Origin of the sequence: Candidatus Tisiphia endosymbiont of Empis tessellata (assembly GCF_964031035.1) — a bacterium.
Lineage (GTDB): Bacteria > Pseudomonadota > Alphaproteobacteria > Rickettsiales > Rickettsiaceae > Tisiphia.
The window spans coordinates 980553-997686 of the sequence record NZ_OZ034997.1 but is presented as its reverse complement, the minus strand read 5'-3'; the positions used below and the strand labels follow the sequence as shown (position 1 = coordinate 997686).

The 17134-nt window shown below is 33.6% G+C and carries 9 protein-coding genes; all 9 read right to left on the bottom strand.

What is annotated here, in order from left to right; genetic code table 11:
• Positions 1–16: 16 nt before the first annotated feature.
• Positions 17–2728, bottom strand: a complete 2712-nt coding sequence (locus AAHM86_RS05225; protein WP_342267521.1) for a type IV secretion system protein — start codon at positions 2726–2728, stop codon at positions 17–19.
• Between the two features lie 23 nt (positions 2729–2751).
• Entirely contained in the window at positions 2752–5691 is a 2940-nt protein-coding gene (locus tag AAHM86_RS05220; protein WP_342267520.1) for a type IV secretion system protein, read from the bottom strand.
• Between the two features lie 15 nt (positions 5692–5706).
• Positions 5707–7782 carry a type IV secretion system protein gene (locus tag AAHM86_RS05215; protein ID WP_410521581.1) on the bottom strand — a complete coding sequence of 692 codons (2076 nt, stop codon included), beginning with the start codon at positions 7780–7782 and terminating at the stop codon, positions 5707–5709.
• 265 nt (positions 7783–8047) lie between these two features.
• Positions 8048–10990: a type IV secretion system protein gene (locus AAHM86_RS05210; protein WP_342267519.1), complete on the bottom strand. Its 2943-nt coding sequence runs from the start codon at positions 10988–10990 to the stop codon at positions 8048–8050.
• 7 nt (positions 10991–10997) lie between these two features.
• Complete coding sequence (locus AAHM86_RS05205; protein WP_342268392.1) at positions 10998–13412, bottom strand: VirB4 family type IV secretion/conjugal transfer ATPase; 2415 nt, start codon at positions 13410–13412, stop codon at positions 10998–11000.
• 32 nt (positions 13413–13444) lie between these two features.
• The gene (locus AAHM86_RS05200) at positions 13445–13732 is read right to left on the bottom strand and encodes a VirB3 family type IV secretion system protein (RefSeq protein ID WP_342267518.1); all 288 of its coding nucleotides are present in this window, start codon (positions 13730–13732) and stop codon (positions 13445–13447) included.
• A 98-nt stretch (positions 13733–13830) separates the two neighbouring features.
• The gene (locus AAHM86_RS05195; RefSeq protein ID WP_341747911.1) at positions 13831–14745 is read right to left on the bottom strand and encodes an acetylglutamate kinase; all 915 of its coding nucleotides are present in this window, start codon (positions 14743–14745) and stop codon (positions 13831–13833) included.
• Positions 14699–15307 carry a ribosome biogenesis GTP-binding protein YihA/YsxC gene (gene yihA, locus AAHM86_RS05190; protein WP_342267517.1) on the bottom strand — a complete coding sequence of 203 codons (609 nt, stop codon included), beginning with the start codon at positions 15305–15307 and terminating at the stop codon, positions 14699–14701. The genes AAHM86_RS05195 and yihA overlap by 47 nt, the downstream gene beginning before the upstream one ends.
• A complete protein-coding gene (gene yidC / locus AAHM86_RS05185; protein ID WP_342268391.1) occupies positions 15297–16985 on the bottom strand; it encodes a membrane protein insertase YidC in 1689 nt (562 codons plus the stop codon). Before yidC ends, yihA begins: the two co-directional genes overlap by 11 nt.
• Between the last annotated feature and the right edge of the window lie 149 nt (positions 16986–17134).

Here is a 17134-nt window from a genome sequence, read left to right as displayed (position 1 = left end):
TAGGCTTAAATAGTAATTATTCCTTTTTATTAGATCCACCATCTGCTTCACCACCAGTGTCTAAATCATTTCTTGAGGCAAATATTTTGCCAGTATATTCTTTCTTGCCGTCAAGATCACTTTTCCTAGCTTTATAATTTTGATCTATCACCTTATCTTTAAATATTCTAGCTGAAGCAAAAGCTAGATCCTTGACTGGTCTTGCCACAGATTCCATATCCTGCATAATAGATTTTGTAGGATTATCAGGTCTTTGGAAATCACCCTCTTGTCTTGCAGGTGTTACGTTGGTCAATTGAGCAACTACTATAGTCACATAATCGACAAGTCCATAACACATTAGGCAATAAGCATAGAATAACAAGCTACTGGTAAATATTACCAAGAATGTCCCGGTAGAATTTAATAAATCCTGTGCATTATTAATTTCCGTAACATCCGGTGCAAAGAAAGGTATCCCAGGTAAAAATGGTAATTTAAACGAAAAATTAATCGGCATGTTCATATGCGTTAAATCTAATCCTATCTCTATTGGGATGAACATACTATCCCAACATGCTCTTACCACAATTTTTAAAAGTTGTTCAGACATCACCTGATCTATTAATAGAAAAAATATTAATAATATGGTTGGTTGCATCATGTAACTAAATAAAGTAGATAACCAGTTATCGAAAATGCTTTTTGTCTTCTCAAATAGTACCAAAATTATGAATAATGGTGCTAAAGATATCATAACCGCAAGACTAATATATGCTATAACGTAACCTATGATAACTTCCAAAATAGCTCTAAAATAAAGCGTCAGAGAATAAATAGTTATGATAGCAACAAAAGTAAGACCATTATGGATTTGGAGTAATTGTATAAATAAAAGCCCCCAAAATCTGCCATTGGTATATTTATCAAATATTGGATCAATAAAACCAAAAATGTTAACTGTAGAACTAGTAAGCCCTACTACATTGGTAATTAGATAGTCAGTACCCTTAATAAAGGCATTAAATAAGTAATTATTGAAAAAGTTCCAACTATCATCTCCTATCAGTATTACTATCAAAGTTATTTTTATAATTCTTGTTAATAAGTCTTTGGCAGTTATTTGAATAGCACCCGCTAAAAAGGTTAAAGCATATATTATTACGTAAAGAATCAATGCAGCTTTTATGATTCGGTGTAATGTTACATTTTTAGTTAATTTAGTATAAAAATTCATAGTAAATTTATGAAACTCATCGGTAATAGGTTTAACTGCCCCGTTATATACAATATCTGAAAACCAAGTACTCCCCGTATAATTAGCATAATTTACCTTAATTAACCCCATTACCTCTTTATTAGGATTCTTTACTCTAACCCATAAATAGCCATCTTTGTCAGCATCAGTTGCAAAATCTTGGTTGATTTGTGTACCCACTAGCGATGCAAGTGGTGTCCCACCATCTTTCATTATTACATATTCAACTTCTATGTCTTTTTGTTGTGCATCACTAATACTCTTATCACCATTACCTATTTCCACCATCATAATGTAGCGTCCAAAATGTAAAAAACTACTACTTAAGTCTACAGCTGGGCTACTAATATAAGAACTAAGTTCATTAATATCTGAAAAAGCTCCAATCCAATCACTCATTAAAGGTTTGTCTAGGGAGGTAAACATGCCTTGGATTGACCAATCAGTTAAAAAATCTAAATCTCCAGCAATATCAGATTTATAATATAAGAAACTCTTTTTTAGAAATTTAGAATATACAAAACTTTCCGCTTCTCTCTTTATAATCTGGTTATTTACTAGTATCCTCATCCCTCTCCCTTGATCATAGAAGCACACTGGAGAGTTATCTTTATCATTAGCAAAATCAGGACAAATTGTAATAATCTGTTGTATAGAACCTTGGGTTAACGGTTTACCAACTAATACTAACTTATCTAAAGCCTTATATTTGGTACTTGCTCCAGTACCCTGACACACTTTATCCCTTGAGGGGTCAATAGAATAACATAATTTTTCTGCAGTTGAATATAGTATTTTATTATCAAGGTTGCTATTTGTATAAAGTGACGGAATTCCTAACATATTATTGTCAAGCTCTGACTTTAAAAAATCTTCGTCAGTAGCTACACTAAAAAAATCTCCTGCTCTTGCAAGAGTTATATTTATTACATCACCTTTTTCTACCCGAATTTTCTGACGATTTTCAACAAAATTAAAATAGTCTACATAATTCTGCATTTTGCTAAATGCTAGACTTATATAATCTTTAGTTGGATCAGTTGCCTTAAATTTAGGAAAATTAGTAGCTTCATACTTTTTAGTTAAATGATTAAAAGTTTTAATAAATATTTTTGGTCTATTGAACCTTGGATCTATACGGTACATCACTCGGTATTTTCTTGGACTACTTACAGCTCCACTAGTACTCCAGTCAAACTTAATGGCTTTATCTTTTTTGACATAGTTACCAGTAGAATTCCATTCATTTGGTTTTGTAAGGTCTAAAGAAATGCTACCTTCTTGAAAACTATTGAATTTTGGTACTTCTAGACATGCTGAAAATAGAGCTGCAAGTCCACTTAAACTCGAACTCATCCAATCAAATTTAGCATCTTTCTCACTATCATCAGCTTTGACAGGATTACAGGCTAATAGAACTACTAAGGCAATAAACAGTTGCCCTTTAAATAGAAAATCTACCAACAAAATTAGATACCTGAAATTTCTCATCCTATTCACTTCATTTTCAGTTATTACTTTGGATTCGCATTAGAATCACTTTCATTACCACTACCACTCTCAACACCACTTCTTGGATTCTGATCCTTATTATTACCATCACTATCCTTTGTATCACCTTTTGACCTAGCTTTATTCCCTTTATATATTGCTTTATTCCTATCTTTTAATCTACCGGCAGCTTCTTTCTTAATTGTATCTCTAGATGCCTGATCTAAACCAACCTTTTTTAAAGCTCCTTGTTCCATTGCCGATGACATCGCATGCCCCATAGATGTTGCAGAAGGTCCAGCGGTACTAGTCAACTTTGCCACCATTTTTCCAGAAAATTCAACATAACCATACATTCCATAAGCAATCATAATTAATGCAATATAATGTTGCATATTCAAACCCATCATGCCAGAACGAGAATCCATTCCCCAAGGTACAAACCAATTGATACAAAAAATCTCTAAATTAGAGAAAATCGCAGGAAGACCTGGGATAGCAGGAAATGGAACTTTTATAGGTAAAGCACATTTCCAACACACACTATAACCAGTTGCAAAATCCAAATAAATTGTAAATAACTGAGTAAGTATAATAATTCCTGCCATTAAAATTACTGGCTCTATCATATATCTAAAAGTAAACCTCACCCAATTATCAAATAAATATCTAGTGAAATCAAATAGCATAAACGTAAGAAATAATGGAGCTACACCAATTAATATAGCGATTGCCATAAATGCCATAATATAAACTGCCACGGCTCGAAGAGCGGTGATGATTACTATCATTGTAGCAATAAATACTATAACAAAATAAATCAATCCACTAAGACCCATAGAGATTAAAGAAAGCACTTGACCAGCAAAAGTTTTACTGAACAATATTTTACTCATTAATGCATCTAGGAACATGAAAGGATTTGTTATCTTATTCGTCGATGAAAACATGCTATAGCCACTCATATTGGAGATAATTCCATCTGAAAAATTAGTTACAAAATCAAATATATAATTATTGAAAAATTCAAAAGTACTTTCATTCATTAACCCACTAACTATAGCGATTTTTACTATCCTAATTACCAAATCCTGTTGGTTGATTTTGACCATACCTAGTAAAAACATTGCTCCGTATGACATAACGTAAAGAATTAATACGGCTTTTATATAGTTAAAAAAGTTAGTACAAGTAGTAACTCCCCCACCATAGCAAGTCATATTCTTAAAAATCATCACAGCTGCATTCTTGATTTTGCCTTTTAATAACTCAAATAAAGGGGTTAAAATATTTAAAGTAAAACTACTAACTTTTTCTGAGGTAAAGAATTGTACTTGGTATCTACCATAACTTTCTTTATAATCCTCTTGTTTATTGTAAATTCTCATCCATAGATATCCATTGGCATTCGCAGTAATTTTTGCATTGCCGTCTGCATCAACCACTTTAATATTACTAGTGCTATAAATTGTACTAGTTTTGTTAGGATTTTCGTCATATGGTACTACTAAATATTGCACTTTACCACGATTAGCTACAACATCATCAAAACTCTCACCATTAGTTCTTCGACATTTGGTCTGCTTAATGTTTAAGACATAGCCACCAGTATTCTTGCTATAGTCAGGATATTTTGACCATAAACGATATTGTAAATAGGTTCTTGCTGTACCGGCTATAATATCGTTATAAATGATTTGATATTTAATATTAGCAGCTCTACTATTATTTATTGGATCATAATCTTTGTTTCCAGCAATTATTTTAGCAAATTCATAGCCTGTCCCTAAAGATTTTGCATTAGTTGAAGTCTCACTATTATCCATTCTATATAACAGACCTGTTGGACCATCGGCAGAATACCAAAAATATCTTTTATTTTGGTATTCTCCTTCTATGTAAGCTTTATCTTTAATGCTATGATCAACATCAGGACATCTACGAGATGAAGCACTAGAATTGTTAGAACATTCAGGGTAGAAATTAGTAAATAGCTTATCAGTATTATCATACCAAGGCGAAGTAAAAAAACCGTCATCACGATAAGATTCTGGTGCTGTACTCATCACATTAGCCCAAAAAGGAGTCTTATCACATATTGTTTTCCAGTAACTTCCTACATGCAATGGATCTATGTTACAAACAGTCGAGGGCAATTCCCAGTCATATGGCTTACTCCAACACACCTCATGTGGATTAATATTAACGCAATCATTCGGATTGTTACAATTTGCTGACCACTTACAACCACTAACATACTGCCCGGAATATATCGAGTATCTACCACATAATGGACTATATGTTTTTTGTCCTTCTGAACAATCTGCTGTCTCTATAAAATTTTTAAATTCACCATATTGCTTAACAAGCTTAAAGATATTTTTTACACTAGCCATATTATTTGGCAAATCCGGCAATTTCTTGTGATCCGGTGAAACTGATATTATGATCTTATCGTTAATAAACAATTCAGCTATATTTCGCCATTCATCAGTTTTAGCATCAAAAATTAAGGATAGCGGTTCTACATTAGTTTCTTCAACCCTAGGAATGGCAACTTTGTTACCATTGTCATCCAAATCTGAAAGCTGTTGAATATTATTCTTTGGTACATAAGCCCTGCAAAGGCTTATATTACCGTCTATTTTAAACTTAATCTCCTGTTCATTTGTAACAGCTAGGTTAGTATTTAACCATTCTCCGTAACGGTTAGGATCATACTCGGTTTCAAGCGACCCATCTGGTTTTGTTGTAGTAGTAACAGTATAGTTTGCTGTTGCGTTAAGCATGATTGTATTAGTAATACGATCAGTACTACCTCCCTTTGCGTCTTGATCATATCTAAGGAGGCAACCGTTGGTAATTTTTACTGACCCTATCATCCCAAGTAATACCATAACAACGCTAACCACTAAAGCCGCTATGCCTAATACCATTATGAGTTTTGATAAATTTCCTTTCATACAATAATATCCAAGTTAACCACCGCCACCACCACTCATACCACCACCTCCTCCAGAACCCATACCACCGTCGCTACCGCCACCACTAGAACCTGCCATACCTTCAGCTTTGCCACCACTATCACCACCACCTGAATCTTTTGCTTCTTCTCCTCCTTTTCTTGGTTTTTCTAAAGGATTTTTCTGCGGTGGTTTTCCACCGGAGCTTTGTGCAGCATCGGCAATAAATTCTGCCCCCTTCTTAACCATATCAACTATCTTAGTAGGACTAGCTGTTACAGAATCCATGATAGGACCACCAGTAAGCTCGGCAGCAAACTGACTAATTGATTTTGAAAAATAATAAAAAATAATTGAAAAAATTAATACATAAAGTAAGTCTACTAACAGTGATACGACATCTACAACAATTGATTTAATTGGAAAAAGACTTAAAAGATGCTTCTCCCAACCTTCCCCTGAATAATATCGCAATAATTTATATCCAGCACTATTTTTACAATCATCAGTATTAGCATTTGGTAATCTAAGCTCAAAAGTACTAAACTGAACATCACTGCTATACGTATAGTCATGCCTCATAAACTCACAATTCTTGTATATTGCCGAATCATACATAGTAAGTAACAAGGCAATAAAACCAGCCACCACTGCGGGTTGCACTGCACAAGATATACAAATTTTTAGCCATGCATCAAAATATGCTTTGGTTCTAGTAAATAAAACCATAGGAATAAATATAGGAGAAATATAGGTCATGACATATATGGTAACTAGACATACTAAGTAGTGTGTTATAAAATATAAAATTATTGAAACAAATATTACAGAAAATATTATTCCAGATGCTACTATTATTATTTGTCCAGATAATAATAGACCAAACATTACAGTAAGAAATCTGAATCCTCCTACTTTCCTCAATGCATCCGGAGCTTCATTTCCAGGTTTTTTAAAGTTTACAGGATTATTTTTATTTTTGCCCGGCACACTTCTACTAGGAATGCCGTTTAAAACGGATTCTGTGTTATAATATAGTCCCATACCCAAATAATAACCTATCCTGCAATCAACAGCATCCCAAAGTGCATAAAACTTATACCCATCTTTATACTTACTAGTATCGTACTCACATAATCCTCGAGAGCCACCAGCATTAAAAACTATTTGGGCAAATTGTGGAGTAAGCTCCGTGAGTAATGGTAAACCATACTGAAGCATACCATTTTCGGTAGTTTCCTTTCCACCTTTAAAATATACTGGTCCAAGACCTGTAGCAAAATAAGTGACAACTATTAGCTTCATAACAAAAGATGCTATTTTATCTAAATTACCATATTCTTTGCTTAAAATCATATTAACAGCAAAAAACATAACATATAATATTAACGCCGCCCTAATAGATATTTTCAAAGATTCTTGGAAGGTTGAGAAAGGATTAAGGGCAGTCAAACTAATCTGATCATTTTTTGGATCACAGCTACTATAACGAAAAAAAACTTTATCTAGAGTTTCCTTTACACAATCTACAGCTAAGCCAGAAAAATTAAGTAATGACTGACTTCTTGTAGTACCCATATAACAAGTTTTACCTATATTCCGGCATTGTTCGTTTGGTGGTGGTATCGGAGTTGGTGTGGTAGTATTTTTACAAGCTAGTGGAAGTTGTCCTTTTGAGGTAGACATGACTAGGCATAATCTTTTATCAATAATTTTTACTGTTAAAATAATATCTTTTAATAAAGTATTTCCACCTAAATCGGGATTATTATCAGTGCTTAACTCACTAAGACGCTTAGAATCATTTAAATTAAGAGTAATAACTTTACACTCTATAGGACTACCATCTTTATTTTTTAGACAGAATTTAAATTGTGGGTCAGTTGCATCACACCCATTAGGAGTACCGGTCATATCAATACTATATAGAAGATGCCCGTAAGCTGTGTTTTGTCTTAAATAATCATCTACTGCAAATGAAACTGATGGACACGGATCTCCAAAACCAGCAAAAACTTTGCTTGAGAAAAGTACCAAACAACATTGTATCAAAACTTTTATGACTTTACCAAATGTACGTAGGTATAACAGCCCTAAGGTATCATTTCTGTTTCCCTTAATGTCATCCCTGCGAAGGCAGGAATCTAAAAAAGTAAAATAACTAAAGCTGTTATTAGATACCTGCTTACGCAGCGACGAAATCACCCCTAACAAGCATGATATCACCCTTGACATCGTCATTCCCGTGTAGGCAAGAATCCAATAAATAGCCTGAAAGGCTGTTAAATAGTATAGATTCCTGCCCACATAACATCGAGGACTATTATACCTACTTAAACTTGTACAGTTGGTGACTTTATGAATTTTCATCAGAGCCATCTTTTTTTACATTAGTTCTAGCAGTTGTAGTTTTCTTAGCTGGTCTAGTTTTAAGATAGCTTTCCTTCCTAACTTTTTCCTCACGATTTTTTATTTCTTGTTTAATGTCACCAGCCTTTCCAGCTTGCACCGTAGAATCCTCAAGTCCTCCCAAAGTTTTAGAGAGTAACTCATGGGTCTTTTGCTCTTTTGGTAATTCCTTAGCAGTACTTGATTTCTCTACTGTCCTTCCTAATTCTTGTGTATTTGTTGTAGCTATCTGTGGTGATCTATTAACAAAATCCTCTGTTTCTACTATTTTATTAGTTGGAGGTAGAATAGGTTCGTCAATAGTCTGCAAATTAGCCCTTGATTCCCTTGAAGAACCTCCTGCATTTGAAGAACTCGATTCAGATACACTAGCTGCAGTAGATTCTGCTATATGACGGGTTGGAGAGATAGGAAGTCCACCACCTAGAGACTTACCACCACCTCCTCCTGTTGTTGATACAGTATCTCTAGATGAACCGCTGGTGTCTAAGCTATCTTCTGCTGATTCACCACCAGTAGCTTCAGTATCTTCAGCTGATCCACCTCCACCACCCATATCCTTAGTAGCACCTCCAGCACCTCTAGCTACTTTATCAGCCGCCTGCATTTTACCAGCAGCTCCAAGAGCAGCCATACCAGCTTTGTATATTGCTTGTGGATGTATGGCAACACCACTAAGAGGTACACCTTCAGTCATATCAGCCGCAAACTCTGCTAATTGGCTACTAAAGTGATACATTAAATACAAAGTAAAGCAGGCAGTAATTAAAGCTAGAGCAATATCCTTAATTTTCTCAAAAACTAATTTGGGTGATACAAAGAACATACCGGGTCCCATAATAATGCCCTGCAAAAATTGGTATTTAGATAAATGATCGCTTGTACTACCACTACCTGGTTTTTCTTTCACTATCTCATTTAGGTTATCTTTGGCAAAATCAAAAACTGTTGCAAGTGGATTATTAAGCATATAACCTAGGCTATTCTTACAACTTTTAACATCGTCTTTATTAAGATATCCATCCCAATTAGTATTAACATAAAATATTTTTACCTTTCTTTTTCCATCTCCTCCACTTTCTATACTATTTTGTATAGGTTTACTTTCATATTTACAGTGACCATAAAAACCGAAATCATAAACTGAAAACATCATAATCAGAAAGGTTACCACTACCATAGGTTGTAGCAAAAATGATATTAATAACTTTACCCATGATTCAAAGTAACAACGAGTATATTCAAATAAAAACATTGGCACAAAAAGAGGAGCTAAAACACCTAATATTACTATAGATATCATGCACATCACTGTAGCATTCACCATAAACGCTCCAACAGAAATCACTAATAAAGGATAGGACAGTGCCAAGGATACTAGAGTCATGTTACCTGAAATAATAGCAGGAATCAGTAAATATACATAAGGTGGGGCTGAAAAACTAAAAAAGTCAAAACTCTTGAAATCATGATTTTTATATTGATTTTCTACCAGTAAAGTTGAGAGAATATCTAATCCCAAATAATGACTTATTCGACAATCTAATGCATCCCACAAGGGCATATAAGAAAGATTTTTATCGACGTAATCTTTGGGATCAAATTTACACAAATCTGATGGAGAAGAATTCATAACCCAACCACCAAGCGTATCTATTCCTCCTAATAATAAAGGAAAAGCCCATTGCACCATACCATCTAGTCGATTATAGTCAGAACCACTACCAGGGGTAATGTTTATACCTACAGAGAAATAGGTCACAAATAACATTTTTAATATAAAATTAATTATTTCATTTTTGGGTGGAATTTCACTAGAAAGTATGATTTTAAAACCAAAGAAAATTACATATATAGTTAATAAAGCAGTAACAGTCCTGTGCATATTACGTTGGAATTGAAATAATACACTACTCTCCCTTTTACTGGAATTAATCACTTTATTAACATCATCGAATGTACAAACATCTTTACTGATCAGTAATCTTGCTGTCATTTCCTTAATACATTCGATTAATGGTGAAGAAATGACTATAGCTGTCTTAGAGTTATTATAAGCCCTTTGGTAACAACTAGAAGATGACAAGCCGCAATCAACTATTGCCATTGGGTCAGTAGCGGTATTAGGACCTTTCTTAGTTCCACCATCAAGACTCATAAAAGTCGCATAGATCGATTCAGGGTAAGGTTCTCTAATATACTTACAGCCAACTGATACCCAATCTGCTAATATAGTAGGAGCAGCCACACACATGGTATCTTTTATTTTTACTACTTTAAAAATAACTGGTATAGGTACGTCCAACATTACACTAGAATAACCATCTTTTGTGTCCTTATAAATAGTATGAAATGATGCTTTATTGCTTTTCCATGCATTCATAATCTCTTCCCACGGATCAGAACCGGTTAATACGGCTTTAGCAATAGCAAGAGCAGAAATGGCTATTGCCTGTACTCTAACAGCTGCTAGCTTAACATTATTACAAAATGCAAAGGTTAATTTAGGGTCATTTGGATCAATTTTATTATTTCTTGCACATTGTCCTCCAGGGTAATCTCCATCAAATAATTCATGGTCATTTATTTTAAGACGTAGCATGGTATTTGCATATAATCCTGGCGAAATTATATTAGCAACAGCAAAGGTAAAAAATGATGCTGGTATACAAGTGTGAGAAAATTCCGTACGTAATAAATCACCGATACCTTGAGTTTCACAGGTCAAACCTGAAAGAATATCAATTATAGTATCTAAAGTATCTTTTTGTTTTGGTTCTTCTGCATAACTATTATGGATAATAGTAAAATTTAGTAGACTGCATAGCACTACTATTTTAGCAAATATTTTTGTCCCACTAAGTAAATTTTTTATAAAATTATAATGCATAAATTAACTAAAGTGATTTTACTTCCTCATAAAATACCGGTAACCATTTCTCAGGATCATTACCATATTTCTCTCTAATCCGATCTAACAATAACACTGTTTCAACCCGACCAGAAAGAACATTGATAATATCAGTCATACCATCTAAACTTATTTTTGCAACAACTGCATCTACCCCCTGTTTTATTAAGAAATAACGCGATGTTGGATCTGTAGTTTTTATCAAAATATATTCACGTTGACTAAGCATAAAAGCACTACGATAAATATCAGTTGCCTTAAGGTTTGGTAAGAATATTTGTGTTGCAGTTTGTTGGATCAAGGTATCACTAATCCTGCTTTTAGCTGCATCTTCAACACTTTGGGTAGCAAAAATTACAAAAGTATTTAACTTACGCAAAACCTTTAGCCAGTCCTTAATTTTGGGAGCAAATACTGGATTATCAATCAAAGCCCACGCCTCATCAAGAACTATCATAGTTCTTTGACCATCTAAAGAAATACTAATCCTATGGAAAATATATAGTAGCACAGGAGCAAGACTAACTGGATCTTTTAACAGTTCGGTCATATCAAAGCCAAATACTCGAGCTTGCTGCAAATCAATATTATCTGCCTCATTATCAAATATTCTAGCATTAGAGCCTTTACCAACCCACATAGCAATCCTGCCTGCTAAGCTATTAGGACCATCTATGCCTAAAAATGCTACAACATTTTTTAATCTTCTATCTTTTTTCTCTAACTTAAAATTACCACTTACTGCTTGTGATAAAATCTTATTATCTTCTGATGATAACGACTCTCCATTAGAAGTCACCAATACTTTAAGCCATTCTAATATAAATGTTCTATTCTCCCCAGTATCATCAAGTTGCAAAGGATTAAAGTTACATTCTCCTCCTGGATCAATTGTGGTATAAATCCCATTAAGTGATCTAATAAATATTTCAGCACCGTGGTCTTTATCAAAGAAAAACATTCTAGGTTTAAATTTTTGTGCTTGTGCACATAAAAAATTCATTAATACTGTTTTACCAGCACCAGTTGGACCAATGATCAGAGTATGCCCAACATCTCTAACATGAAAACTGAAATAAAAAGGTGTTCCCGAGGTAGTATCGAGTACAGTTACATATTCTCCCCAGTGATTATTAAAAACCTTACCTAATGGATAATTGTGCATAGATGCAAAACTAGCCATGTTTAAAGTATTTATAGTCGAACCCCTTACTATATAATCCATATTTCCAGGAAGCTGCCCCCAATAACTTGGTTCCATATTAATTCTTTCTCTAACAGGTTGAATTCCAGAATTGGAGAGTTCAACAGAAGCCATAGATAGGGTATCCTCAAGGGATTTTAAATTACTATCAGAGCATAGAAGCGAAAAATGATGCTCTCCAAAACCAATATCACCACTGGTAGCCATATCAAGTGCTCGAGAGATTTCAGCAATTTGTGATACAGCTTTATCCCCTGCTTGAATCATTCTATTTTGTTGTAGTTGCATTTTGCTAATCGCCACTGTCCTATTAGCAAAAACAAAACTTTGGGTCATTACAAACTCAAAAGGCATTTGTAAAAATCCGTCAAAAATTCCAGCTGACGTAGATGGTCCATACTCTAAAATACTTAATATACCGGCGTATCTTCTACCCTTTGGACCACGTGCTTCTATAGATCTAGAACCAAAAAACAATCTATGAGTGGGGAGATATTGGTCTATTGAATTTCTTGGAACGGCCATTTGCATTGAAGATCCACAATTCACCAAAGTACCCAAGAATTCCATAATATCACAACAATAGCCACTATTTGACTTGCGTACGCCAAGTAACCTCGCCGAATAACTATGGAATGTATTAACTACTCTTGAGGACATTTCTCGCAAACTATCCTGCATATCTCGCATGTCATTTTCCCAAGCTGATTTATCAGACTTTTGCATCAGCTTTTTAATGAAATATTCGATTATAGCAACCCCAGCTTTATCTGGTCTATAAAGAATACTAACATATAATTCATTAAAAAACGACCTAGAACCTGCATGTTTCTTACGCCATTCATTTGATAAATAAGTTGTGAAATCATTAGGTACTTTTATGGTAGGGTCAGAGGTATATTCAAGCCCATCAAAAATCACTGGTTTGCGTCTCCTGATCGTGTGGAAATACATCACAATATTGCCTGATGACATATTTTTAAGTAACGAATTCCTGATATTTTTTTTAATATCTAAATCTTCATCATCGGCTGTTTCAAAGGAGAAACCACCTACTTTTACTACTTGTAATAATTCATTATTTTTAGTTAAAATAGTATTACTATCCCAATGGCATTTATAAGGAATAAAATGAGAAGTAGGTTTTTCTTTCCTAGATATTGACTCTTTGGCTGTTTTTGTTACAGATAATTTTATCATTTTGTCATTTTATACTTTGCTCATAAAACCTAGATACCGTATGAATTCGCTCCATAGAATGATTTATTAGGACACTGACTACATTTAGAAGATTTATTTAAAAGCAATTCTATAAATCTTGGTTCTTTAAAACATATTACATACCCTATCATATGAATCACAAAAGCAACAAGCAAATTCATAACACTATTACTTTGAATAAATAATGACATAGATATAATCATATTAAGTGCTGCAAATTTTATACTCACACCAAATATCATTGCAGGTCTTGTTAACCCGACAAATAACGGGTCTGATACTAAAATGCCTGACATAAATTACCTCTCTTTTGCTTTTTTACCAAAAATTAAATCTATAACTCACTACGCGAATTCGGGATAAGAATTAACTAATTCTTATCCCAAATTGGGGTTCACTCATATTCTTTACTTATAAACATACTTAACAATATCGAATCAGGGAAAGCCGAATTGAGAAAATGTACATAATTGCTACTGTTTTGAATAGCACTTAAAGCTGCTTCAAGCAAGCTAACTTTTTCAGGATCAACAGTATTATTCAACATCTCTTTCAATACATTAATATCCCTTACTCGTATGTACTTCTCTCCGGCAAATTCTATCCCATCACATAATAATACTAAATGATCTGCATCTAATGAGGAAGCAATTATCGAGGTCGTCAGATTTACATCCAGTAGATGAGTATTGCCTTTTTCATCACTAGCTACTGGTGTTATAACAGGAATAATATTACTATCTTCAAAATTTATTAAAATCTCAGGGTTTATTATAACTGGTTCACTGACAAACCCAATATCTATTACAGCTTGATTACTGTCTCTCCTATGTGATAATTTTGATTTTTTAGCTTGAATAAGATTAGCATCTTTGCAGGAAATACCAATAGCATAACAACCTAAACTACAGAGCTTTGAAACTATACGCTTATTAATATAGCCAGACAGAACCATTTCCATAATCTGCGAGCTTTTATAATCGGCTACCTTAATATTATTGATAAATTTTTCATCACAGCCAAACAATTTTAGCGTATCATTTACCAAATTAGTATGATCATGAACTATAAAGATTTTAATGCCACAACTGTCAAGTAACTGTATTACCTCTGCAAAATTCGTTAACAATTTGTCATCATCAATAATTAATGACGGTAGCTTAAATACCATGACTTGGTCTCTAACTTCACTACTACGTCTTATTATGTCTTTAATTAGGCTAGTATCTTTGACACGGGCAAAACCTTTCCCCTCCTTTTCTTTATAATTTAATGCATTTTGCCAAATTAAACTGCAATTCTTTTGCACCTTCTTTACTCCTGCTACTTGTATAAATTACATTACAGGAGTAGCCTAAAGTTGCAAGAAAATTCTGTGTTAACGTCGTTAGGTTTTCTCTATGTGTTACCTTATCCGACTTTGTAAAAACAATTTGAAAATTTTTATTACAAGAAAGTAATAATTTAGCAATCTCTATGTCATTTTGCTTTATTCCTCTTCTAGCATCAATCAATAAATTTACTAATTTGAGGTTTAAACTCGTTCTGAGATAATATGCTATTAAGGTTTCCCACTGCTGCCTTATGTATATTGGTACTTCTGCAAAGCCATATCCAGGAAGATCAACTAAAATAAGTTTATCGGCAAGGGAGAAAAAATTTATTTGCCTAGTACGACCAGGGGTATTAGACACCCTAGCAAGACTTGAATTATTACATATACTATTAATCAAACTTGACTTGCCAACATTTGATTTGCCGACAAATGCAATTTCTGGCAAAAATATGCTAGGAAACTGATTTATTTTTGCCACACCAACGATGAATTTTACTTCTTGACGGAAAAGTTTTGTAACCTTATCAACCGACATTATTGTCTAACTTATTGATGTAATATTGTTGAATTATCGATAAAATGTTATTCCAAGACCAGTAAATCAGCAATCCTGCTGGAAAACTACTAAACATTACTAAGAAAACCAGCGGCATAAATTTCATTACTTGAGCTTGAACTGGATCAGCTGGCTCTGGACTCATCCTTTGCTGTAGAAACATAGTCAGAGCCATAAAAATGGGCCATACACCAATCATCAGGAAGCTTGGACACGTAAATGGCAGTAATCCAAACAAGTTGAAAATTGTTGTGGAATCCGGAGCAGATAAATCTTTTATCCAACCAAAAAATGGTGATTGACGCATCTCAATAGTTACATTTAACACTTTATAAATTGAGAAAAATACTGGGATTTGTACAATAAGGGGGAGACAACCAGCTATGGGATTAACCTTTTCTCTTTTGTACAATGCCATAACTTCTTGGTTAAGCCTCATTTTATCATCAGCATATAAAGCCCTAATTCTCTCGACTTCAGGCTGAAGATTTTTTGTCTTTTTCATCGAACGATATGATTTATTAGCTAGAGTAAACATTAGCAGTTTTATGATAACAGTTACAATCAAGATACTAATACCGAAGTTACCAACATAGTGATAGAAAAAGTTCATAGCATTAAAGACTGGCTTAGTGATTATATAAAACCAACCAAAATCAATTGCCCGGTCAAATAACTTAATATTATATTGCTTTTCGTATTTATCTAATAAATCAACTTTCTTTGCTCCGGCAAATAATCTTTGTGATATAGTAAATTTGTTTCCTACTTCTATAGTTTGAGTTGGTGAAATGAAGTCAACCTGATATTTTTCAATACCGTTTTTTATTACACAATTGAAATTAGAACTATACTTGCTAATTTTATCCGGAATTAAGGAAGCTAGCCAATATTTATCTGTTATGCCAATCCAATCAACAACGCCTTGCGGAAATTTTTCAGTCTTTTTATCTTTTAAGTCATCAAAGGAATGTTCTTTAAGCCTACCATCAATAGCACCAATTGGTCCTTGATGCAGGATATTAGCCACTTTCTCTTTGCCAGTATATTTACGGTTAATTAGTCCATAATACTGAACTGATATTGGCTGCTTACTATCATTTACCGTAGTTTGATCTATGGTGAACAAGTAATTACTATCCATGCTGATAGTAACCAAGAATTTAACCCCATCTTTGTTAGTCCATGATAAATTCACAGGTTTTGTAGGAGTAAGCTCATCACTATCAGCTTGCCAAAGAGTTTCACTGTCAGGAATAATAGTATTACCAATTTTATCAAACCAACCTATTTCTGCAAAATAGGCTTCTTCTGACTGAGAATGAGCAAATAATACAACAGGCTTACTGTCTTTTGATAGATCTTGCTTATACTTCAATAAAACCAAATCATCAAACCTTAACCCTTTTAAAGCAATCGATCCGGAAAGTAATTCTGAGTTTATCTGAATTCTCTTGGTAGCAACAAAGGATTCAGCTTCTTTAGAGGCTTCTACTTGAACATTCTTTTTCTTTAACTCTTGAACTTGCTTATTATATATTTTATTTTGCTGTTCTAATTTTTGTAATCTTGGTTTATCGTAAAAATATTGCCATCCAAAAATAATACCAAGGGACAAGACAATGGCAGCTACCAAGTTAACTATGTTATGATTCATCACGGTCTAAAAATAATTTAAGTTTACTAGAATATATCAGAATATTTGATTCCACTAAGTCTTTTTATATATAATTAATTTAGGTACATACAATAAAAATAGCTCCCTCATCTTAGGATCTTCATTAGACTTTCCTATGAGTTCTATAA